Source organism: Haemophilus sp. SZY H8 (assembly GCF_018829755.1).
Classification (GTDB): domain Bacteria; phylum Pseudomonadota; class Gammaproteobacteria; order Enterobacterales; family Pasteurellaceae; genus Haemophilus; species Haemophilus haemolyticus_K.
This window is the reverse complement of sequence record NZ_JAHKJY010000002.1, coordinates 100,362-120,124: the sequence shown is the minus strand read 5'-3', so window position 1 is coordinate 120,124 and position 19,763 is coordinate 100,362. Positions and strand designations below refer to the sequence as shown.

At 37.1% G+C, this 19,763-nt stretch carries 20 protein-coding genes, 1 tRNA gene and 1 riboswitch; of the genes, 9 read left to right on the top strand and 12 right to left on the bottom strand.

All coding sequences use genetic code 11. The features are described from left to right. Window positions 1-41: 41 nt before the first annotated feature. From KKW16_RS03575 to raiA, 7 genes are all read left to right on the top strand, one after another. Window positions 42-920, top strand: a complete 879-nt coding sequence (locus tag KKW16_RS03575) for a D-alanyl-D-alanine carboxypeptidase family protein (RefSeq protein WP_215767920.1) — start codon at window positions 42-44, stop codon at window positions 918-920. A 193-nt stretch (window positions 921-1,113) separates the two neighbouring features. After that, window positions 1,114-1,995 (top strand): metal ABC transporter substrate-binding protein, encoded by an 882-nt coding sequence (locus KKW16_RS03570; protein WP_005637458.1) that lies wholly within the window; start codon window positions 1,114-1,116, stop codon window positions 1,993-1,995. After that, window positions 1,995-2,915, top strand: a complete 921-nt coding sequence (locus tag KKW16_RS03565) for an ATP-binding cassette domain-containing protein (protein WP_048953835.1) — start codon at window positions 1,995-1,997, stop codon at window positions 2,913-2,915. Before KKW16_RS03570 ends, KKW16_RS03565 begins: the two co-directional genes overlap by 1 nt. Before the next feature lie 3 nt (window positions 2,916-2,918). Continuing rightward, window positions 2,919-3,767 (top strand): metal ABC transporter permease, encoded by an 849-nt coding sequence (locus tag KKW16_RS03560; RefSeq protein ID WP_048953834.1) that lies wholly within the window; start codon window positions 2,919-2,921, stop codon window positions 3,765-3,767. Then, a complete protein-coding gene (locus KKW16_RS03555) occupies window positions 3,760-4,581 on the top strand; it encodes a metal ABC transporter permease (protein ID WP_048953833.1) in 822 nt (273 codons plus the stop codon). The genes KKW16_RS03560 and KKW16_RS03555 overlap by 8 nt, the downstream gene beginning before the upstream one ends. A 190-nt stretch (window positions 4,582-4,771) precedes the next feature. Continuing rightward, window positions 4,772-4,882: riboswitch (glycine riboswitch) on the top strand. Between the two features lie 111 nt (window positions 4,883-4,993). Next, window positions 4,994-6,364: an alanine/glycine:cation symporter family protein gene (locus KKW16_RS03550; RefSeq protein ID WP_048953832.1), complete on the top strand. Its 1,371-nt coding sequence runs from the start codon at window positions 4,994-4,996 to the stop codon at window positions 6,362-6,364. A gap of 233 nt (window positions 6,365-6,597) precedes the next feature. Continuing rightward, window positions 6,598-6,921 carry a ribosome-associated translation inhibitor RaiA gene (raiA, locus tag KKW16_RS03545; RefSeq protein WP_009499739.1) on the top strand — a complete coding sequence of 108 codons (324 nt, stop codon included), beginning with the start codon at window positions 6,598-6,600 and terminating at the stop codon, window positions 6,919-6,921. Window positions 6,922-6,992: 71 nt separating this feature from the next. On the opposite strand, the gene KKW16_RS03540 is transcribed toward raiA, so the two are convergent. The 4 genes from KKW16_RS03540 to KKW16_RS03525 form a co-directional block, all read right to left on the bottom strand. Then, window positions 6,993-8,309 (bottom strand): MFS transporter, encoded by a 1,317-nt coding sequence (locus KKW16_RS03540; RefSeq protein ID WP_046942200.1) that lies wholly within the window; start codon window positions 8,307-8,309, stop codon window positions 6,993-6,995. Window positions 8,310-8,364: 55 nt separating this feature from the next. Further along, a complete protein-coding gene (gene menH, locus KKW16_RS03535; RefSeq protein WP_048953828.1) occupies window positions 8,365-9,108 on the bottom strand; it encodes a 2-succinyl-6-hydroxy-2,4-cyclohexadiene-1-carboxylate synthase in 744 nt (247 codons plus the stop codon). A 61-nt stretch (window positions 9,109-9,169) separates the two neighbouring features. Further along, complete coding sequence (gene menD / locus KKW16_RS03530) at window positions 9,170-10,876, bottom strand: 2-succinyl-5-enolpyruvyl-6-hydroxy-3-cyclohexene-1-carboxylic-acid synthase (RefSeq protein WP_048953826.1); 1,707 nt, start codon at window positions 10,874-10,876, stop codon at window positions 9,170-9,172. After that, window positions 10,857-12,161: an isochorismate synthase gene (locus tag KKW16_RS03525; protein ID WP_048953824.1), complete on the bottom strand. Its 1,305-nt coding sequence runs from the start codon at window positions 12,159-12,161 to the stop codon at window positions 10,857-10,859. The genes menD and KKW16_RS03525 overlap by 20 nt, the downstream gene beginning before the upstream one ends. A 156-nt stretch (window positions 12,162-12,317) precedes the next feature. On the opposite strand from KKW16_RS03525, the gene KKW16_RS03520 reads away from it, so the two are divergent. Continuing rightward, entirely contained in the window at window positions 12,318-13,532 is a 1,215-nt protein-coding gene (locus tag KKW16_RS03520) for a pyridoxal phosphate-dependent aminotransferase (protein ID WP_048953823.1), read from the top strand. Window positions 13,533-13,590: 58 nt separating this feature from the next. On the opposite strand, the gene mtgA is transcribed toward KKW16_RS03520, so the two are convergent. The 8 genes from mtgA to KKW16_RS03480 all read right to left on the bottom strand — a co-directional run bounded on the left by mtgA (window position 13,591) and on the right by KKW16_RS03480 (window position 18,905). Beyond that, entirely contained in the window at window positions 13,591-14,340 is a 750-nt protein-coding gene (gene mtgA, locus KKW16_RS03515) for a monofunctional biosynthetic peptidoglycan transglycosylase (protein WP_373455022.1), read from the bottom strand. After that, the gene (trpR, locus tag KKW16_RS03510) at window positions 14,318-14,623 is read right to left on the bottom strand and encodes a trp operon repressor (protein WP_048953822.1); all 306 of its coding nucleotides are present in this window, start codon (window positions 14,621-14,623) and stop codon (window positions 14,318-14,320) included. The genes mtgA and trpR overlap by 23 nt, the downstream gene beginning before the upstream one ends. A 31-nt stretch (window positions 14,624-14,654) precedes the next feature. Then, a complete protein-coding gene (locus KKW16_RS03505; RefSeq protein WP_048953821.1) occupies window positions 14,655-16,439 on the bottom strand; it encodes a transglycosylase SLT domain-containing protein in 1,785 nt (594 codons plus the stop codon). A 111-nt stretch (window positions 16,440-16,550) separates the two neighbouring features. Further along, entirely contained in the window at window positions 16,551-16,847 is a 297-nt protein-coding gene (locus KKW16_RS03500) for a YciI family protein (protein WP_048953820.1), read from the bottom strand. An 11-nt stretch (window positions 16,848-16,858) separates the two neighbouring features. Beyond that, the gene (gene yciA, locus KKW16_RS03495; RefSeq protein WP_111407524.1) at window positions 16,859-17,341 is read right to left on the bottom strand and encodes an acyl-CoA thioester hydrolase YciA; all 483 of its coding nucleotides are present in this window, start codon (window positions 17,339-17,341) and stop codon (window positions 16,859-16,861) included. Further along, the gene (locus KKW16_RS03490; protein WP_048953818.1) at window positions 17,341-17,898 is read right to left on the bottom strand and encodes a septation protein A; all 558 of its coding nucleotides are present in this window, start codon (window positions 17,896-17,898) and stop codon (window positions 17,341-17,343) included. Before KKW16_RS03490 ends, yciA begins: the two co-directional genes overlap by 1 nt. Before the next feature lie 2 nt (window positions 17,899-17,900). Next, window positions 17,901-18,638: a hypothetical protein gene (locus KKW16_RS03485; RefSeq protein WP_048953817.1), complete on the bottom strand. Its 738-nt coding sequence runs from the start codon at window positions 18,636-18,638 to the stop codon at window positions 17,901-17,903. Window positions 18,639-18,815: 177 nt separating this feature from the next. Then, window positions 18,816-18,905: transfer RNA gene (locus tag KKW16_RS03480), tRNA-Ser, on the bottom strand. Between the two features lie 180 nt (window positions 18,906-19,085). Between KKW16_RS03480 and KKW16_RS03475 the strand changes: the two genes are divergently transcribed. Beyond that, a complete protein-coding gene (locus KKW16_RS03475) occupies window positions 19,086-19,748 on the top strand; it encodes a Bax inhibitor-1/YccA family membrane protein (RefSeq protein WP_005635459.1) in 663 nt (220 codons plus the stop codon). The last annotated feature ends 15 nt before the right edge of the window (window positions 19,749-19,763 follow it).

Genomic DNA, 19,763 nt, shown 5'->3' with positions numbered 1-19,763 from the left:
AGTGCGGTAAAATGTAAGCCTATTTTCTAAGGTGACCAATAATGTTTAAAAAAGCTTTATTTATTTTATCTTTGTGTCCTTCTTTTGCGGTGGCACAGTCTTATGTTGTCTATGATTTTACGCATAATCGAGTGTTGGAAAGCCATGCGCCTGATAGCGTTCAGCCTATTGCCTCTGTAACAAAATTAATGACGGCGAACGTGTTTCTAGAGAATAATAAAAATCCTAATTGCACCATTGCGATAACCAGCGACGATCGTGATTACATTAAAGGTACAAGCACCAAATTACCGATGAATGTTCCGATGGCTTGCAGAGAATTATTAAAGGCGATGCTTGTGCATTCTGATAACTATGCCGCTCATGCGCTTTCTCGTGCTGCAGGAATGAGCAGAATACAATTTATTCATAAAATGAATGAAAAAGCTCGCCAATTAGGCATGTATTCTACTCGTTTTCATGATAGTTCTGGTTTATCGAGTAGCAATATTTCCAGTCCTATGGATTTAGTTAAACTTGCTAAACATTCTTTAAATAAACCTGAAATTCGACAATTATCCAATATCAGTGCTACAAATATTCAAGCTGGAAGACATAGCATATTAATGAAAAATACAAATAAATTAGTGCGTGATGAAATTTTTGATGCTGTAGTAAATAAGACAGGCTACATTCGAGAATCTGGTTATAACCTTGTTTTCATTAATAAACACCCATGTAAAAGTTCCACCATCGGTGTAATTAGTCTCAATAATTCTTCTTCGGCATATCGTTCTAGCTTTACTAAAAGCAAATTAGAGAAATATGGTTGTACGGCATTGAATGGACGAACCATTCATGATGTTGAAGGCGAGGCACAATATGAAGAGGGCTATGATGAAGAAGGATTAAATAATTTAATTAAAAGAATTTCAGGATAATAAGTGTTATAACCATAGAGAAAACCTATCATTATTTTTGTTATGCTCTTCATAAGTTATAAGAAAAAACTTTAACTTGATAATCATTTTTATTTGAGATTAAGTTAAAAGGTGATAGTATGATATTTGATGAATAATTGTTGAGCGATTATTCAGGCATCCAACCTCTATACTTTTTTTATAAGGACATCTTATGCGAAATTCATTAAAAATTATGACCGCACTTGCACTTGGTTTGTTTGCAATGCAGGCTAATGCAAAATTCAAAGTCGTCACCACCTTCACCGTGATTCAAGATATTGCACAAAATGTGGCAGGCAATGCAGCTACAGTAGAATCTATCACCAAACCAGGTGCTGAAATTCATGAATATGAACCTACTCCAAAAGACATTGTGAAAGCACAATCTGCTGATTTAATTTTATGGAATGGTTTAAATTTGGAACGTTGGTTTGAGCGTTTCTTCCAAAATATTAAAGATAAACCAGCTGTGGTGGTGACAGAAGGTATTCAACCATTGTCTATTTATGAAGGCCCGTATAAAGATGCGCCTAATCCACACGCTTGGATGTCGCCATCTAATGCATTAATTTATATTGAAAATATTAAAAATGCATTGGTGAAATACGATCCACAAAATGCAGCAGTGTATGAAAAAAATGCCGCTGACTACGCTCAAAAAATCAAACAACTTGATGAACCACTTCGTGCAAAATTGGCACAGATTCCAGAAGCGCAACGCTGGCTTGTGACAAGTGAAGGTGCTTTCAGTTATTTGGCGAAAGATTACAACTTAAAAGAAGGCTACTTATGGCCAATTAATGCTGAACAACAAGGCACACCACAACAAGTGCGTAAAGTGATTGATTTAGTTCGTAAAAACAATATTCCTGTTGTGTTTAGTGAAAGTACAATTTCAGCAAAACCAGCACAACAAGTAGCGAAAGAAAGTGGCGCAAAATACGGTGGTGTGTTGTACGTTGATTCACTTTCTGCGAAAAAAGGCCCTGTGCCAACTTATATTGATTTGCTTAACGTCACTGTATCAACCATTGTTAAAGGATTCGGAAAATAATGGACTCTTTCTCGACATCAATTTGGGTTAATGATGTAACTGTTCGTTACAACAATGGCCACACAGCTATTCACAATATGACGTTCTCATTAAACAGTGGAACTATTTGTGCATTAGTGGGTGTGAATGGCAGTGGTAAATCTACGTTATTTAAAAGCATAATGGGGCTTGTGAAGCCACAACAAGGTGAAATCAAACTTTGTGATCTGCCAATTTCCCAAGCACTGAAACGTAATTTAGTTGCTTATGTTCCACAATCTGAAGAAGTAGACTGGCAATTTCCGGTGTCAGTGTATGATGTCGTGATGATGGGGCGTTATGGGTATATGAATTTCCTTCGTATCCCCAAAGCGATTGATAAACAAAAAGTTCAAGAGGCGATGCAGCGAGTGAACATTGAACATCTCGCGCATCGTCAAATTGGTGAGTTATCTGGCGGGCAGAAAAAACGCGTGTTTTTAGCCCGCGCTTTAGCACAACAAAGTCCAATTATTTTATTGGATGAACCTTTCACTGGCGTTGATGTGAAAACTGAAAATGCCATTGTTGATCTTCTTCAACAGCTTCGAGAAGAAGGTCATCTTATTCTTGTCTCAACTCATAACTTAGGGTCTGTTCCTGATTTCTGTGATCAAGTGGTGATGATTAATCGTACGGTGATTGCCGCAGGGAAAACGGAAGATACCTTTAACCAACATAATTTGGAAATTGTGTTTGGTGGGGTATTACGCCATATTAAATTGTTGGGTGAGGATTTACATAACGATGAAGATAAACGTGCCGTTACCGTCTTAACGGATGATGAAAAAGCCGTTGTATTCTATGGCGAAACTAAGCAAGATCCTCCAGCGCCAACAACTCAGGATTGCCATTTTGAAGACTGTCCTTGCAAAAGTGCGGTCAAAAAAGAGAAGGAGTAAGGCATGTTAGCATTATTATTAGAACCTTTCTCCTATGATTATATGCTCAAGGCGATGATCTTGAGTACGGCAGTTGGTGGGATTTGTGCTTTTTTGTCTTCATATTTAATGCTTAAAGGCTGGTCTTTGATTGGCGATGCACTTTCTCATTCGGTTGTGCCTGGTGTCGCGATAGCTTATGCCTTTTCTTTGCCTTATGCCCTTGGTGCATTTTTTGCCGGAATTTTAGCCGCACTTTCCATTCTTTGGATTAAATCCATTTCTAAACTGAAAGAAGATGCCGTTATCGGGTTTATTTTCAGTACTTTCTTTGCATTAGGTCTATTGATCATTTCTTTAAATCCAACTGCAGTAAATGTGCAAAGTATCATTTTAGGCAATATTTTAGGTATTGCCGACGAAGATATTTACCAAGTGGCAATTATCATCGGTGTTTGTTTAGTATTACTTTTATTATTTTGGAAAGATTTACTGTTGATTTTTTTCGATGAAACACAAGCAAGAACGGTAGGGCTTTCGCCATTATTTTATAAAGTTTTGTTTTTTACTCTATTAAGTGCTTGTGTGGTGGCTGCCTTGCAAACTGTAGGCGCAATTTTAGTGATTGCGATGGTCATTACCCCGGGTGCGACAGCATATTTACTGACAGATAAATTCAAAACCTTGTCAATCATCGCTATTATTTTAGGGGCGGTGACAAGTTTTGTTGGGGTCTATATTAGCTATTATTTAGATGGTGCCACAGGCGGTGTGATTGTCACATTGCAAACATTATTATTCTTGGCCGCTTTCTTATTTTCACCAAAATATGGCTTATTAACTCGTAATAAAAAGGCGGTAGAAAATGTTTGATTGGATTTTAGAACCGCTACAATTTGAGTTTATGCAAAATGCCTTATTGACCGCATTGATTGTTTCGATTATCTGTGCATTACTTTCTTGTTATTTAGTCTTGAAAGGCTGGTCATTGATGGGTGATGCCATTTCTCACGCTGTATTACCCGGTATTGTGCTTGCTTATTTAGCGGGAATCCCTTTAGCTATTGGGGCATTTTTCTCAGGCATTTTTTGCTCGCTTGGCGTGGGATATTTGAAAGAAAATAGTCGTATAAAAGAAGATACAGCAATGGGCATTGTATTTTCTGGAATGTTTGCCATTGGTCTTGTTATGTTCACCAAAATTCAAACAGAACAGCATTTAACGCATATTTTGTTTGGTAATGTATTGGGCGTAAGTCATCAAGAGCTTATTCAAAGTGCGGTTATTTCTGCGGTAATTTTTTGTATGATTGTCTTTAAACGTAAAGACTTTTTGCTTTATTGTTTTGACCCAAGTCACGCCCGTGTTGCAGGGCTTTCTCCTAAAATTTTACATTATGGCTTATTAATGTTGCTTGCTTTAACCATTGTAAGCACGATGCAAGTGGTAGGTGTTATTTTGGTGGTGGCAATGTTAATTGCACCAGGAATTACCGCACTTACGCTCACAAAATCTTTTGATAAAATGTTATGGATTGCTATTGTCAGTTCCATTACATCAAGCCTAATTGGTGTAATATTGAGCTATCATTTTGATGCGTCAACTGGTGCTTGTATTATTTTATTACAAGCGATATTTTTCATAGGAGCATTATTTTTGAGTCGCATAAAGCAAAAAACGTACTAAGTTTTTATTACTTAACTTATTATTCAAAATGATTTTTGAAATTTATTTCTTATTTTGTTAGAATTCATACACTTTTTATCTCTTATATAGGGATGAAAAGTGAGTTCGGATGAAGGTAGCTGGAGAGCGGGGAATTGACCCCACACCGACGATGTAAAATCTTTCAGGTGCGATGGCAGGGACTGTTACTGGACGAACCCTTGGAGAGATCCATTTTAGAAATGGACGCCGAAGGCGCAAAAGAGCGGTTAATTTTTCAATCGTTTTTCAAACGCTCAGGCAAAAGGACAGGGGCAAAAGACAATCTATCGTAAGTGTGGAAATTATCTATCTTTTCACCGCACTTTCTTTTCCATTGTATCTTTTCGTCTTCTTGTCGTGTTTATTTTTGATTTAAACGACGAGGAATCACATGACAATTGAGTCAATTCTTTCAGCTATTGATAGCTTTATTTGGGGCGCACCGCTACTCATACTCTTATCGGGAACAGGGCTTTATTTAACGCTACGTTTAGGCTTTATTCAAATTCGCTATTTACCACGTGCGCTAGGTTATTTATTTAAAAAAGATAAAGGTGGAAAAGGTGATGTGTCATCTTTTGCCGCACTTTGTACCGCATTAGCAGCAACGATCGGAACAGGGAATATTGTGGGCGTTGCAACTGCTGTACAAGCTGGTGGACCTGGTGCCATTTTTTGGATGTGGCTAGTCGCCTTGTTAGGAATGGCAACAAAATATGCCGAATGTTTACTCGCAGTTAAATATCGTGTTCGCGATAAAAATGGCTTTATGGCTGGCGGTCCAATGTATTACATTGAAAGCGGTCTAGGTATCAAGTGGCTAGCAAAATTATTTGCATTATTTGGTGTAATGGTTGCCTTTTTCGGAATCGGTACATTCCCACAGGTCAATGCGATTACCTATGCAATGCAAGATACTTTTAATGTTCCGGTTTTAGTTACTGCAATTATTGTGACTCTTTTAGTCGGCTTAATCATTCTTGGTGGTGTAAAACGTATCGCAACCGCATCATCGGTAATTGTACCGTTTATGGCGATTTTATACGTCACTACTTCACTGGTTATTATCCTCTTAAATATAGAAAAAGTACCAGATGCGATCTCATTAATTATTTATAGCGCTTTTGAACCGCAAGCTGCGCTAGGCGGGGCTGTTGGCTTTACCGTAATGAAGGCTATTCAATCAGGCGTTGCTCGAGGCATTTTCTCCAATGAATCAGGTTTAGGAAGCGCACCAATTGCAGCCGCAGCGGCACAAACTCGTGAACCTGTTCGCCAAGGCTTAATTTCCATGACAGGTACATTCTTGGATACCATCATCGTTTGTACAATGACAGGTATTGTATTAGTGTTAACAGGCGCTTGGAATAACCCTGAGTTAGCGGGTGCAACAGTAACAAACTACGCCTTTGCACAAGGTTTAGGGACATCAATTGGCGCAACAATTGTAACTGTCGGTTTATTATTTTTTGCATTCACAACTATTTTAGGCTGGTGTTACTATGGTGAACGTTGTTTTGTTTATCTCGTTGGTATTCGTGGCGTAAAACTATATCGTTTAGCTTATATTGTGTTGGTAGGGTTAGGGTCATTCTTACACTTAAATTTAATATGGATTATCGCCGATATCGTAAATGGTTTAATGGCCTTTCCAAATCTCATCGCACTCATTGGATTGCGAAAAGTTGTGATTGAAGAAACAAAAGATTATTTCCAACGATTGAAAATAAATCATCACGATCAAGATGAAATCGTAGAATAATCAAATGAAAAAAGGTGTAGATACAGTCAATATCCACACCTTTTTCTTATCACAATTTCCCATCTTAACAACTTATCTTAGAAAGAAAAGCAGCTTTTTTCAGAAATTAGACATAGATCATATTTTTAAAAATTACTTTGACATTTTCTCTTAAAACCCTTGAAAACCCGAATTAAGAAAGCTATTTTGTAGTTAAAGAAAACTATAAATCACGCAACAAAGAGGTAAATGCTATGACACTTAATATCACCAGCAAACAAATGGAAATCACCCCTGCAATTCGTGAACACGTGGAGGAAAGACTCGCGAAATTAGGTAAATGGCAAACACAGTTAATTAACCCCCATTTTGTTTTAAACAAAGTACCGAATGGATTTACTGTAGAGGCATCTATTGGCACGCCACTGGGCAATTTATTGGCCAGTGCAACCTCAGATGATATGTATAAAGCAATTAATGAAGTTGAAGAAAAATTAGAGCGCCAGCTTAATAAACTTCAACATAAAAGTGAATCTCGCCGAGCAGATGAACGCTTAAAAGATTCGTTTGAAAGTTAATATTGAAAATAAACTAAAGAAAGAAAAGCAAAAGAGCGGTGAAATTTTACCGCTCTTTTTTCTTACTAGGATTAGATTTGTGTTAAATCTACATTTTTGGTTTCTTTTGATGCTAATAATGCCAATAGCGTCATGAGGGCATTGATTGCTAAATAAATACCTACGCCCATCACACCAAATGATGCATTAATTTTTAAAGAAATCATCGCTGCAATCGTTGCACCAATAATTGATGCTAAATTATAAGCAAGAGATGCACCAGAATAACGCACTTCTGTTGGGAATAATTCTGGTAATAGCGCAGCCATTGGACCAAATGTCATCCCCATGATCGCCATACCAATTACTAAAAATGCAAATACACTCATTGGAGTACCATTTTCTAAGAAGAATGGCATTGTTAAACCGAGCACACCAACAGCAACAGTCACCCAAATCAACCATTTACGGCGACCAATTTTATCGGCATAAACACCAGAAATACTGATAAAAATACCAAATACAATGGCACTAATTAATAACAGGCCAGTAAAAGTATTTGCTGGGATGCCTAAGCCCAGCGCATAACCTGCTTCAGAAATCTTTGGTGCGGTTCGAGAATATGCCTGAGCAAAAGCCGTCATAATGTAAAACAAAGAATAAGTTGCCACCATAATAAATGTGCCAATAATCATTGGTTTTAAGTGTTTAGTAAAAACAACACTCACTGGTGCATTCAATTTTTTGCCTTTTTGCTCCGCTTCCACAAATACATGGCTTTCATGCAAGGTCAAGCGAACATATAAGCCGACAGCGACTAATAAAACGGAAGATACAAACGGAATACGCCATGCCCATTCCACAAGAGCATCTTGCCCGAGGAAATAGCTAACTAAGAAGAATGTTGCATTCGCTACAAATAAGCCGATTGGCGCACCTAATTGAGGGAAAGTACCATACCATGCACGTTTACCTTCCGGCGCATTTTCTGTTGCAACTAAAGCTGCACCGCCCCATTCACCACCGAGTCCAATACCTTGACCAACACGGCATACGCAAAGCAAAATTGGCGCCCAGATACCGATTTGAGCATAGTTAGGAAGTAAACCAATAACCACTGTTGAACCGCCCATTAAAACAAGGGAGGCAACCAAGGTTTTTTTACGACCAATTTTATCGCCAAAATGACCAAATAATGCAGAACCAATAGGACGTGCAAAAAATGCAAGCGCAAGCGTAGAAAGAGAAAGTAAATCATTAGAAAGCGGATCATCGCTATGGAAGAATTGCGTATTGAAAACTAATACAGCGGCAGCCGCATAGATATAATAATCAAAAAATTCGATTGCCGTACCGACCATCGAGGCTAACGCCACTTTCATCGGATTATTACGAAGTTGTGTAGACATTGTGTTTCCTTAGTAGTTTCTTATAAAGATAAAGGATCGAATCCTAGCATTTTAACTAAGGTCTAGCAATTTTTAATACGCAACTTTCGATTCTTTTAGAGAAATATTTTGAATTTTCTAAATGTGAGTTATGCCCAGCGGAAGGAATGGTTACTAAATCTATTTGATTTTCTTTGGCTAGAACCTGGAACTTATGATCTCGTTCCCCACAAAAATAAAAAAATGGCAAAGAACTTAACCGCACTTTTTCACTAAAATCAGGTTGTTTAGATAGACTTGTCGCCATCAGCATCTTGCCAATATTTTCACTGCAATTTGATTTTCGTTTTTCAACTAACTGCAGTCGTTCTTTTGCAGTCAAATGAGAAAATACGGGCTGTTGATACCAATCATTTAATACATTTTCTGGTGATTCTTGCATAAAACGTTGCGCCCAAGCAAAATCTTGCTGAAAACGAGCCTGCTTTTCTTCGTCTGTTTTTAAACCTAGATTCGCCCCTTCTAAAATAACACCTTGCAAATTAGATCTTTCCACTTGAGCTTGCAGCGCATAATACAAAGTGATCCGTCCGCCTAAAGAATACCCAACAAGAAAATAAGGTTCATTTTTCACCGCACTTTTAATTTGCTGAGCCAAATACTCCGCCGTTTCTTCAAAATTTGTGACTTCAATATCTTTAGCTTGCCCGTGAAAAGGTAAATCTAGTGCAATACAATTAAAGTGCGGTAAATTTTCAATGACTTTTTGCCAGTCGTTTTTTGTACCAAGAAGTCCGTGAAGAAAAATGATGTTTATCATTGAAAGGATTATTGATAGAAAATAATAAAATATGGCGGACTAAAGCCCGCCTACAGAATACTTAAGCACCAATCACTGCGTGGCTAATTTGCTCGATTAAGCGTTTATACAAACTGCTACCATCACTCGGATTCGTTTTAATTTCAATTAACGTTGCCTTGCGACGACTATAAGCCTGTTTAACAACAGAATTAAGATCTGCCCAAGTATAAGGATGAGCGTATTTAAGATCGAACATTGCCGCGATTTGAGAAAAATCGCCATTATGCGGTAATCGATAGAACTGATCTTTGACTTCTTCATCCACAGGTAACATATCAAAAATAGCACCGCCATTATTATTGATCACAAAGATTACCGTTGGTTGCGTAACGTTTTTGAATAATGCGAAAGAATTCAAATCATATAAAGTGGACGTATCGCCAATCACCGCAACAACAGGTTTATTTGAACCAATACCAATTCCCGCAGCAGTAGCCAACAAACCATCAATTCCACTCGCGCCACGATTCGTATAAACAGGATAACTTTCTGGTAATTGAGTTAGCGCATCAACCAGACGAACAAGTAAACTATTACCTAAAAATAAAACACCGTTATAAGGTAAAAGTGTTGGTAAACGTAATGCAAGCGAGGCTTCCGTTAAATTTCCGCCTACTTGCTGTTCAATAAAGGTCGCACAGAACTTAGATAAAGCTAACGGCTCAAGCAACCAAGGCTTTTGGCGTAAAGGAGGATGCGCACGCAACCAATGATGTGCTTTAGCATTAAATCTTGTCAATGAATGATGGTAAGGATCCAATGCTTTACCGCTTTGTTCAACCAACCAAAACTCACCTTTAAACGCCTGTAAGAATTGATTAATTCGTTTACTAATAAAGCGTGCACCAAATTGAATAACAATATCAGCTTGCAGAAGTTTTTCACGAACAGTTTGGTTTGCTAGCCAAATATCTTCATAAGGCGTCGTTGGAACAACACCGGATTGAATATCCGTCAGTAATACCCAGCCCATAGCGCTTGCCCAAGAATTAATGCCCATTGCTTGTTCTGCAGGTAATTGACCAACCACAACGACACCACGTTTGGTACGCCAATGATCCCAGTTCTCATGTATTAATACTTCGTTCTGTTGCGCTTCCACATTCATCCAAGGCTTAGTTTGAATTAACCAGCGCTGTAACGTCTGAAGCCAAGGATGAGAATCTACTTCCTCATCAGTTGCATCATAAAGTGGCTCGGCAAATGGCACATTAATATGAACAACGCCACCCTGTTGTTTTTGTTGAAAGGCAGCCTGTTCAAGTAGAGAAATCAACCATTGCGCAGAATAATCCTCGTTCGGTTTAGGTAAATTAACATTTGCAACTGGATACTGACCAAACATATTTTGCTGCAAAATAGCCTGATTTGCACCGCACTCCCAAAGTTCTGGTGGACGATCAGCAGTTAAAACAAATAGATTAACACCAGTTTGGCGTGCTTCAATAATTGCGGGATAAAGGTTTGCAGTCGCCGTGCCTGATGTAACAATAATTGCAACAGGTGATTGAGTTGCCTTAGCAATACCCAAGGCAAAAAAACCTAAACCACGTTCATCAAAATGCGTATGACAAGTGACTGAACCCGCATTTTGCAAACGTACGGCTTCAAGAGTTAAAGGTGTCGAACGCGAACCTGGCGCGATACAAACGTGAGAAATGCCTTGGCGTACCAAGGTTTCTAAAATCACTTTCGACCAACAACGATTAAACACGCTTACCGACATTTTTTTCTCCGTTATCATTTTCTTCTGCAAACAAGGAAATCAACCCTGCCGCTTTACGTTCAATTTCTTTCCATTCTTCCAATGGCTGCGAGCCCGCCACAATGCCAGCGCCAGCAAATACTCGAATACGATGACCTTCAATAAAGGCAGAACGAATCGCCACACAAAACTCTGAACATACATCACTCATCACCCCCAATGTTCCCGCATACCAGCCTCGATCAAAGGTTTCAATTTCTGACAAACTCATTTTGGCTTGTTGCTGTGGCAAACCAGATACCGCAGCTGTAGGATGAATCGCTTTTAATATATTTACATCTGCATAATGTGCGGACAAATTTGCACGAATTTTACGAATCAAATGTTGTACTTTACGTAACGGTTTCAATTCCACATTGCTTACATCAAAACTTTCTACTTGCTTACGTAAATTCTGCGAAATATCTTCTACGACCAACCAATTTTCTTTTAAATTTTTCTCGTCATTTAATAACCAATTAGCTTGAGATTGCGTTTCTTCCTCACTTTCAGAAACCGATGCTGTCCCCGCCAAAGCTTCGGTTAGCAACAAGTTATACTCACGAGCAAATAGGCGTTCTGGCGTAGAACCGACAAAAACTGAATGAGGATGTTCAGCCCACAAAAAATGATAACAACCTTGATTTTGTTGTTCGCTTTCAGCTAAAAAATCGTACGCATTAATCGCTTGCTTTAAATGAAAAGTAGTTTCATTGGCTAATACAATTTTTGTCAGTTCCCCACTTTTAATTTCTACCAAAGCCTGATTTACCCAATCACACCAAGTTCTTTCGTTAGCTCTAGGCTCTGTATGCAAAGGAATCTGTTTTGGCAAAGCAGAAAGTGCGGTGAGATTTTCAAAAGTTTTGAGGTGGGCTAAAGTATCATTCGCACTTTGCTCATCTTTCACAAAAAATGATACCAATGCACCTTTCTCACCCTGTTCAACAAGAATTTTGGGTAATACAAATTGTGCAGCACCTTGAAATTGCAAACCACCGACTAATGGAAAACCACTTTCTTTGATAAATTCTTGAGCTAAATTTAACTGTGAAAATGACCGCACTTCACCCATAGCAGCTAATGCTTTTGCTTCATCTCGAAAATATAAATAAAATTGAGGATACGCAGATCGACCTTTCAGCCACGCCAATAAATCGACCTTGTCCAGTTTCACCTGAAAACGAACAAGTTCATTCGTTGATTGCTGTAAATATGCGTGAATTTGCGATTTTAACTCGCCTATTGCCTGCGCTAAATAACTCATTAGATTTTGTTTTAAATACACAAAAAATTAGCCATATTCTACCGCAGATTGTTAATGACAAAAAATTTTTTTACAAAATCTTTTCAATATTGAAAATTCAGCGTAAATTAACCGCACTTTTCTCGAAAAATTTATTAGAAATAAAAGGATTTCACTATGCGATTATTCCCAAAATCCGACAAATTAGAACACGTATGTTATGACATTCGCGGACCAGTGCACAAAGAAGCACTACGCTTAGAAGAAGAAGGCAATAAAATTTTAAAACTTAATATCGGCAATCCCGCACCTTTCGGCTTTGAAGCACCTGATGAAATTTTGGTTGACGTATTACGTAATTTGCCATCAGCGCAAGGCTACTGTGATTCAAAGGGGTTATATTCTGCTCGTAAAGCCATTGTTCAATATTATCAATCAAAAGGGATTCACGGCGCGACCGTCAATGATGTATATATTGGCAACGGCGTATCTGAGCTTATCACAATGGCTATGCAAGCATTACTCAATGATGGCGATGAAGTACTCGTGCCGATGCCTGATTATCCGCTTTGGACTGCTGCGGTAACACTTTCTGGCGGTAAAGCTGTTCATTACCTTTGTGATGAAGAAGCAAATTGGTTTCCCGCTATTGATGATATTAAAGCCAAGGTGAATGCGAAGACTAAAGCGATTGTCATCATCAACCCGAACAACCCAACTGGCGCGGTGTACAGCAAAGAATTATTACAAGAAATTGTAGAAATCGCTCGCCAAAATAATTTGATTATCTTCGCTGACGAAATCTACGACAAAATTTTATATGATGGCGCAGTACATCATCATATTGCCGCACTTGCTCCTGATTTATTAACCGTTACTCTGAATGGTTTATCAAAAGCTTATCGAGTTGCAGGCTTCCGCCAAGGCTGGATGATTTTGAACGGACCAAAACATAATGCGAAAGGTTATATTGAAGGCTTGGATATGCTGGCATCAATGCGTTTATGCGCTAACGTACCAATGCAACATGCAATTCAAACCGCACTTGGTGGCTATCAAAGTATTAATGAATTTATTTTACCGGGCGGCAGATTACTTGAGCAACGTAATAAAGCCTACGATCTCATCACTCAAATTCCAGGCATTACTTGCGTGAAACCAATGGGGGCGATGTATATGTTCCCGAAAATTGATGTGAAAAAATTCAATATTCATAGTGATGAAAAAATGGTGCTAGATTTGCTCCGCCAAGAAAAAGTACTACTTGTGCACGGTAAAGGATTTAATTGGCATTCACCTGATCACTTCCGTGTTGTGACCCTTCCTTATGTGAATCAACTTGAAGAAGCCATTATAAAATTAGGAAGATTTTTGGAAAGTTATCATCAGTAATGATGGTGTTGAACGGGATTTAAAAAGGGGGAGGACTAGAATCATTCCCCTTTTTATATTATAAGTCGTTGAGATATTCGGTACCTAAATTCCTCATTTGACGCAATATCCATGCTTGTTTTTTACGTATTAAAGCACTTGGTTTATTCGCATTATAAATAATCGGATTGGGTAAAATAGCTGCAAGAAGTGCAGCTTCATTTGAGGTTAAATTTTTTGCTGCCTTTTTGAAATAATAGTGACTTGCCGCTTCAATACCGAATATTCCATTACCAAACTCAGCAATATTTAAATAGACTTCTAAAATTCTTTTTTTAGACCAAGTGATTTCGAGTAGTAGGGTCGCAGGGACTTCTAATCCTTTACGTAACCAATTTTGTCCATGCCAAAGAATGAGGTTTTTTGCAGTTTGCTGAGAGATTGTAGAGGCACCACGAACCCTTTTGGGAGATTTTTCGTTGTATTTTATGGCTTGTTGAATCGCCTCAAAATCAAAACCAAAGTGATCAGGAAAGCGTTGATCTTCAGATGCAATAACAGCGAGTTGAGCAGAGGGGGATATGTTTTCTAAATTCACCCAATCATATTGCATTTTATAACGAAAATCACCTTGTAGAATATGCCCAATTTTTTGTTGTACCATATAGGCTGAAAAGGGGATCGGCAGAAAACGAAAAATGAATAAAAAAATAAAAATGGTGAGGAAAAATAGAAAGGCAACGCGTTGCCAATTTTTTTGCCACCATTGGGGAAGAGATAAGTTAGACAGTGCGGTAAAAATCCGTTTACTTTTTTTCAATGTTATCAAGATGTTCTTTCACCCATTTCATAAAATCTGAATCCATTATTTTTATCATATTAGAACCACGTGTAATAGTGGCGGCACTTGTATTCAAATTTTGTTGAATTTCACGTTGAGAAAGATTTTTATCCAATAATTGTGAAACAATTTGTAGGCGTAATCCCACTGCGTCGCGTTCGTCAGCAGTTAATAACAAGGTTAGCAATTCTTGAGCTTTGTTTTCTTTAAAAGCAGTCTGTAGCATGGACAAAAATGCATTCCATTGTTCTAAATTGCGACTAATATACATGTTATCACCTTATACTATTAAACTAGTGCGTTTAGTATAGCCGATCCCATTCTTCTTGGCTAAACATTTGTGGATTTTCTTTTTGTTGTAAAATTTGATAGTAAAAATCATAGACAATAGTATTTTGAACATAATCACGAGTTTCATAAAACGGAATTGATGTGACAAATTCATCTAATGTTAGCTTATTATTGGCACGGTAGAGCCATTGATTTACTCGATTTGTACCTGCATTGTAAGATGCGGCAATTAATATTCTATTATTTGGATATAGGTTATTAAGGTCATTCAAATGTGCCGTGCCGAGCAAAATATTATTTAATGGCTTAAATAAATCTTGTTCATTTAAATATGGAATTTGATTATTTTCAGCAGTTAATTTAGCGGTTGTTGGTAAAAGTTGCATGAGTCCTTTGGCATTTGCTGATGATAGAGCCATTGGATTCCAAGCGCTTTCCTGACGAGCAATTGCCATAGAAAAGGTTTTACTGATGTTTAAGTTCTTTAACGCAATATCAAAATAATCAGAATAAGCATTCGGCAGACGCAAATTAAGATAATCCCAAGCTTTGGCGACAATGGTACTATCAACTGACAATTCATACCATTGTTGTTCTTGTGCATATTTTGCAAGTTTTAGCTGTGTATTGAAATCAGTATTATCTAATAATACTCGCCAACGTTGTTTGGCTAATCCGTATCGCCCCAGCTCACGTAATTCAGAAATTATATTAAATGCGCTCTCAAATGATTTTTGTTCTTCTATGCTAAGATTAGGTGAGTGAGGGATGTCAATTTTATAAATTTTTTTTAATTGAGCTGCCGCCAACATAGGATAAAAACCACGTTCTTGAGAAAGAGCGGTAAGTTTTTCTGTTATATTTTGTTTATCATTTTTGGCTATCCAGTAACGCCATTCTTGTTTTTCTTTTGCTGTATCAGAAAGCAAAGAAAGCCAGGGGGTGAGGTCATTTTTTTGCCAGATAGCCATTCGTAAACGACGTTCAGTAAGATTATCGGTTTTTAATTGAGTTATTTGTGTATCCCGCCATGCTTGGAAATCAGTATTTTCATTATCAAAAAAACGTGTCAAAAATGCGATTTTCCATTGTTTTAGCTCATCTTCTGAAAGTCGCCAAATTTCAGCCCATTGTTGATAAGGTACAAAACTTGGGTTCTGTATTTTTTCTGGACGTGTTTTTAGATACCGAGGGAAGGCCTCAAGTAAAACATCTTTTTTTAAGGTAGAGGGAGCGCTATTTTCTATAATTTCAGGTAACTTAGCTGGATCCTCTATTTGAACCACTTTATCCTGTAAATCTTTATCTTGTATAGTTTTATCTGAAATATCTTTGGAATCACTGATAAGATTTTTCAATTTTTGTTTTAACTCTTTCAATGATTTGGTTATAAATAGGGGATTTTGAGCGATAAGTTTGTCGAGTTCATTGTTTGCCAGAGATATATTTTTTTCATCATTAGATTTCAAAAATCGAATTTTTGTTTCCCAAAAACGTAAAATGAGATCCATTTGTAAAGGATACTCAGGGATTGATCTAATTAAATTCTTCGTAAGCTCTTGGGTGTTTTCAGAAAATTGTTGATTTCTAACCGCACTTTTTAATAGGTTTTCAATTTGTAAGAAAGTCTCACGTTGCGCTAAGTGAGTCAAATACGATTGGTGCTGTGTTTGTTTCCAAATTTGTTTTTCTTGTTCTAGATTAATAACGGAGGGATTATTGGTTATAGTAGGCTCTTCAGCCAATGTGGAAAGTATAGTAAAAACAGTGAGGAAAATAAGAACTTGTTTTTTCATAGAATGAAACGTTTTTTATTCATGGAATCGTATATGAGTGTGTGAAATATACTGATTTCACACACATTTTTATTTTTGGATAAGCCTTTCGAATTCACATATCTAGAAATGCTAAAACACTTTTTTGAATGGTTTTATAATTACTTCACCGTATACGCCTGCTTCCACATAAGGATCTTGCGCAGCCCAATTTTTGGCTGCTTGCAGGTTTTCAAATTGTGCAATGACTGTTGAACCTGTAAAACCTGCTTCACCAGGATTTTCATCATCAATTGCTGGATTTGGGCCAGCAATGAGCAGACGATTTTCTTTTTGAAGTTGTTTTAAGCGGGCTAAATGTTGCTCACGCACAGCAAGACGTTTTTCTAACGTATTTGGAATATCTTGAGCAAAAATAACGTAGTACATAATGGCTCCTTTTATTGATTAGTTTGTTCAGATTCAAGTTCTGCAATCAAAGCGAGTGCTTTTTCTAATTCATGATTATTTTCACGCGGAATTGTACGTGATTTACCATTGCTATCGACAGCAACAAAAGTAAATACTGCATCTGTCACGCAATAGCGTTCACCAATAGGTTCACTAGCAACTTTTTTTACCCAAACTTCTACTTTTATTTTAATGGATGAACGGCCTACTTTTAGACATTGCCCGTAACAACAAACGACATCTCCAACTGAAATAGGTTTGATGAAATTCATACTTTCAACAGCAACGGTTACGACTCGACCATGAGCTATTTCTTTAGCTAAAATGGCTCCCCCCATATCCATTTGAGACATAATCCAACCGCCGAATATATCACCATTGGCGTTAGTGTTTGATGGCATTGCAAGTGTTCTTAATAAGAGAACACCTTTTGACTGTCGACCGTTTTTATCAATAAGAAAATTAGAAGACATTATTTTTCTCCGTCTTTTGAATGCGTTTTATCTTTGGGTAAATAGCGATAAATATATGCACCTGAAATAAGAGTCGCAATCACAGTCATTCCAAGAATACCAAAAGATTTGAAATCTACCCATGCCTCTTCTGACATATTATGGCTAATATAAATATTTACCAACATACAAATAATAAAAAATAGTGCCCAGCCGAGATTTAGAGTATTCCATACTTTATCTGGTAATTGCACTTCTTTTCCTAGTAACTTTTTCACTAAGGGTATTTTAAATTGGAATTGTGCAATTAATAAAATAATAGCAAATAATGCATTAATAATTGTTACTTTCCATTGAAGATAGCGAATTTCATTGAAATATGCTGTTAATAAACCGAAGAAAATAACTGAACCAGCCATGATTTTTTGTTGTTTTTCAATTTTGCTATATTTCCATTTCAAAACAATTAGCTGAATAATGGTTGCGATCACAAGCACGATAGCTGCATCGCGTACGCCGGCAAGTTTGTATGTAACAAAAAATAGTACTAAAGGGATAAATTCAAGTAGTTGTTTCATATTTATTCTTCCTTTATAAATAAACTATAAAAGCGATAAGTTATTACTAACATAAAAATATTTAATACGGCGCTAAGGATGCCGATTACCATATCAAATAGTACATTATTTGAAAATGTAGTAAGTTGGAAAACTAAGATAGGAGCTAGGAAATAAACTAATAGTGTATAAATAAATAATACATTCTTACGAGAACTTCCTTTAATCCAAATTTTTTGGATTGTTTGTTTTATATCATCTTGGGTTGAAAGGTAGTGTACTGCAGTTAAATTTAAGCGTACAAAGAACCATATTCCCACGAGCATTGCGATAAGTGATATTATTGATGGAGAGGATTTTGTTAATAATGCAGCGAATGCCTCACTTAATCCAAGTAGCATTGGGGCTGTCATGAGTAAATTAAGTACAATAACACCAAGAAAACGACGTAATGTGAGAGTAAACGCTTTAGTTAAAGTTTGGTAGTTTTGCTGGCTAATACTATGGATTGAAATGAGTCCCCATGTAGAGATAAAACTTGTTAAAAGTTGTGTGATAGCAATAGAAAAGGCTATGTTTTCAATATTTATATCGACTAGTTCACTTAAATTACTGTGGGATTCATTATTGAGTGGGGAGCTTAATAGTGCCCCTACATTTTGTGCAATAAATAAAATTAAGACAAATTGAAACATGACTTTTTGTTGGTTTCTAAAAAAATTCCAACTATCTTGTAATATGTGGGTAAAGTTGATTTGCATGGGGTGTTCTCTATAAAAATATGTGGTGATTATACAGGGTTTGTTTGGGATTGTCTTAAATTGTAAAAATTACCATATTCGTTTATCTTAAACTATAATCAAGCTTACAGGCGAAAAGATGGCTTACGAAATGTAAAAATCCCTAAGCCTTTCGACTTAGGGATTCTTCAATTCTGATGGCGGAGGAATAGGGATTCGAACCCTAGGAGGGCGTAAACCCTCGCCGGTTTTCAAGACCGGTGCCTTCAACCACTCGACCATTCCTCCGTGATTGATGGGCGTAGTATAATGAATATTTTATTGATGTAAACAGAAATCTCATGATTTAAGTTTAGGTGATGATAATTTATTCATTTTGATGAAATTAATTCTATCAATACCATTGACTTTTTTACCCCTAACCCTTACTTTACAGGAGACTTTTTACTTATTTTACAAGGAGCTTTTATGCAATCACGTCTTATTGTGGATGCTCAGCAGGAATCGCTACTCAGCACACATAAAGTGTTGCGTAACACGTATTTTTTATTGGGATTAACCATGGCATTTTCAGCGGTTGTTGCGTTTATTTCAATGAGTCTAAATCTGCCATATCCAAATATTATTGTGTTACTAGTTGGTTTTTATGGCTTACTTTTCTTAACAAATAAATTAGCTGATCGTCCTGCTGGTATTTTGGCGGCCTTTGCTTTCACCGGATTTATGGGATACACCATCGGGCCAATTTTAAATATGTATGTGGCACGTGGAATGGAAGATTTGATTATGCTTGCATTCGCAGGAACTGCAATTGTGTTCTTCGCATGTTCAGCCTATGTGTTAACCACGAAAAAAGATATGTCATTCTTATCAAGCGCAATGTTCGCATTATTTATTGTGCTATTACTTGGTATGGTGGCAAGTTTCTTCTTCCAAATTCCTGCGTTATCAGTCGCAATTAGTGCATTATTTGTTGTGTTCTCTACAATGACTATTTTGTATGAAACCAGTAATATCATTCACGGTGGTGAAACGAATTATATTCGAGCAACCGTGAATATTTATGTTTCAATCTACAATTTATTCTTGAGTTTATTAAGATTACTTTCTATCTTCTCAAGCGATGAATAATGATTGAATTTTGAC

What these genes read in the sequence shown, in the direction of transcription:
- KKW16_RS03540 (WP_046942200.1), bottom strand. Translation starts at nt 8,309, where the DNA reads ATGTCTACACAACTTCGTAATAATCCGATGAAAGTGGCGTTAGCCTCG.
- KKW16_RS03485 (WP_048953817.1), bottom strand. Translation starts at nt 18,638, where the DNA reads ATGCAAATCAACTTTACCCACATATTACAAGATAGTTGGAATTTTTTT.
- KKW16_RS03525 (WP_048953824.1), bottom strand. Translation starts at nt 12,161, where the DNA reads ATGAGTTATTTAGCGCAGGCAATAGGCGAGTTAAAATCGCAAATTCAC.
- menD (WP_048953826.1), bottom strand. Translation starts at nt 10,876, where the DNA reads ATGTCGGTAAGCGTGTTTAATCGTTGTTGGTCGAAAGTGATTTTAGAA.
- raiA (WP_009499739.1), top strand. Translation starts at nt 6,598, where the DNA reads ATGACACTTAATATCACCAGCAAACAAATGGAAATCACCCCTGCAATT.
- KKW16_RS03520 (WP_048953823.1), top strand. Translation starts at nt 12,318, where the DNA reads ATGCGATTATTCCCAAAATCCGACAAATTAGAACACGTATGTTATGAC.
- KKW16_RS03505 (WP_048953821.1), bottom strand. Translation starts at nt 16,439, where the DNA reads ATGAAAAAACAAGTTCTTATTTTCCTCACTGTTTTTACTATACTTTCC.
- trpR (WP_048953822.1), bottom strand. Translation starts at nt 14,623, where the DNA reads ATGTATATTAGTCGCAATTTAGAACAATGGAATGCATTTTTGTCCATG.
- KKW16_RS03570 (WP_005637458.1), top strand. Translation starts at nt 1,114, where the DNA reads ATGCGAAATTCATTAAAAATTATGACCGCACTTGCACTTGGTTTGTTT.
- KKW16_RS03500 (WP_048953820.1), bottom strand. Translation starts at nt 16,847, where the DNA reads ATGTACTACGTTATTTTTGCTCAAGATATTCCAAATACGTTAGAAAAA.
- KKW16_RS03490 (WP_048953818.1), bottom strand. Translation starts at nt 17,898, where the DNA reads ATGAAACAACTACTTGAATTTATCCCTTTAGTACTATTTTTTGTTACA.
- yciA (WP_111407524.1), bottom strand. Translation starts at nt 17,341, where the DNA reads ATGTCTTCTAATTTTCTTATTGATAAAAACGGTCGACAGTCAAAAGGT.
- KKW16_RS03475 (WP_005635459.1), top strand. Translation starts at nt 19,086, where the DNA reads ATGCAATCACGTCTTATTGTGGATGCTCAGCAGGAATCGCTACTCAGC.
- KKW16_RS03555 (WP_048953833.1), top strand. Translation starts at nt 3,760, where the DNA reads ATGTTTGATTGGATTTTAGAACCGCTACAATTTGAGTTTATGCAAAAT.
- KKW16_RS03550 (WP_048953832.1), top strand. Translation starts at nt 4,994, where the DNA reads ATGACAATTGAGTCAATTCTTTCAGCTATTGATAGCTTTATTTGGGGC.
- KKW16_RS03575 (WP_215767920.1), top strand. Translation starts at nt 42, where the DNA reads ATGTTTAAAAAAGCTTTATTTATTTTATCTTTGTGTCCTTCTTTTGCG.
- menH (WP_048953828.1), bottom strand. Translation starts at nt 9,108, where the DNA reads ATGATAAACATCATTTTTCTTCACGGACTTCTTGGTACAAAAAACGAC.
- KKW16_RS03560 (WP_048953834.1), top strand. Translation starts at nt 2,919, where the DNA reads ATGTTAGCATTATTATTAGAACCTTTCTCCTATGATTATATGCTCAAG.
- KKW16_RS03565 (WP_048953835.1), top strand. Translation starts at nt 1,995, where the DNA reads ATGGACTCTTTCTCGACATCAATTTGGGTTAATGATGTAACTGTTCGT.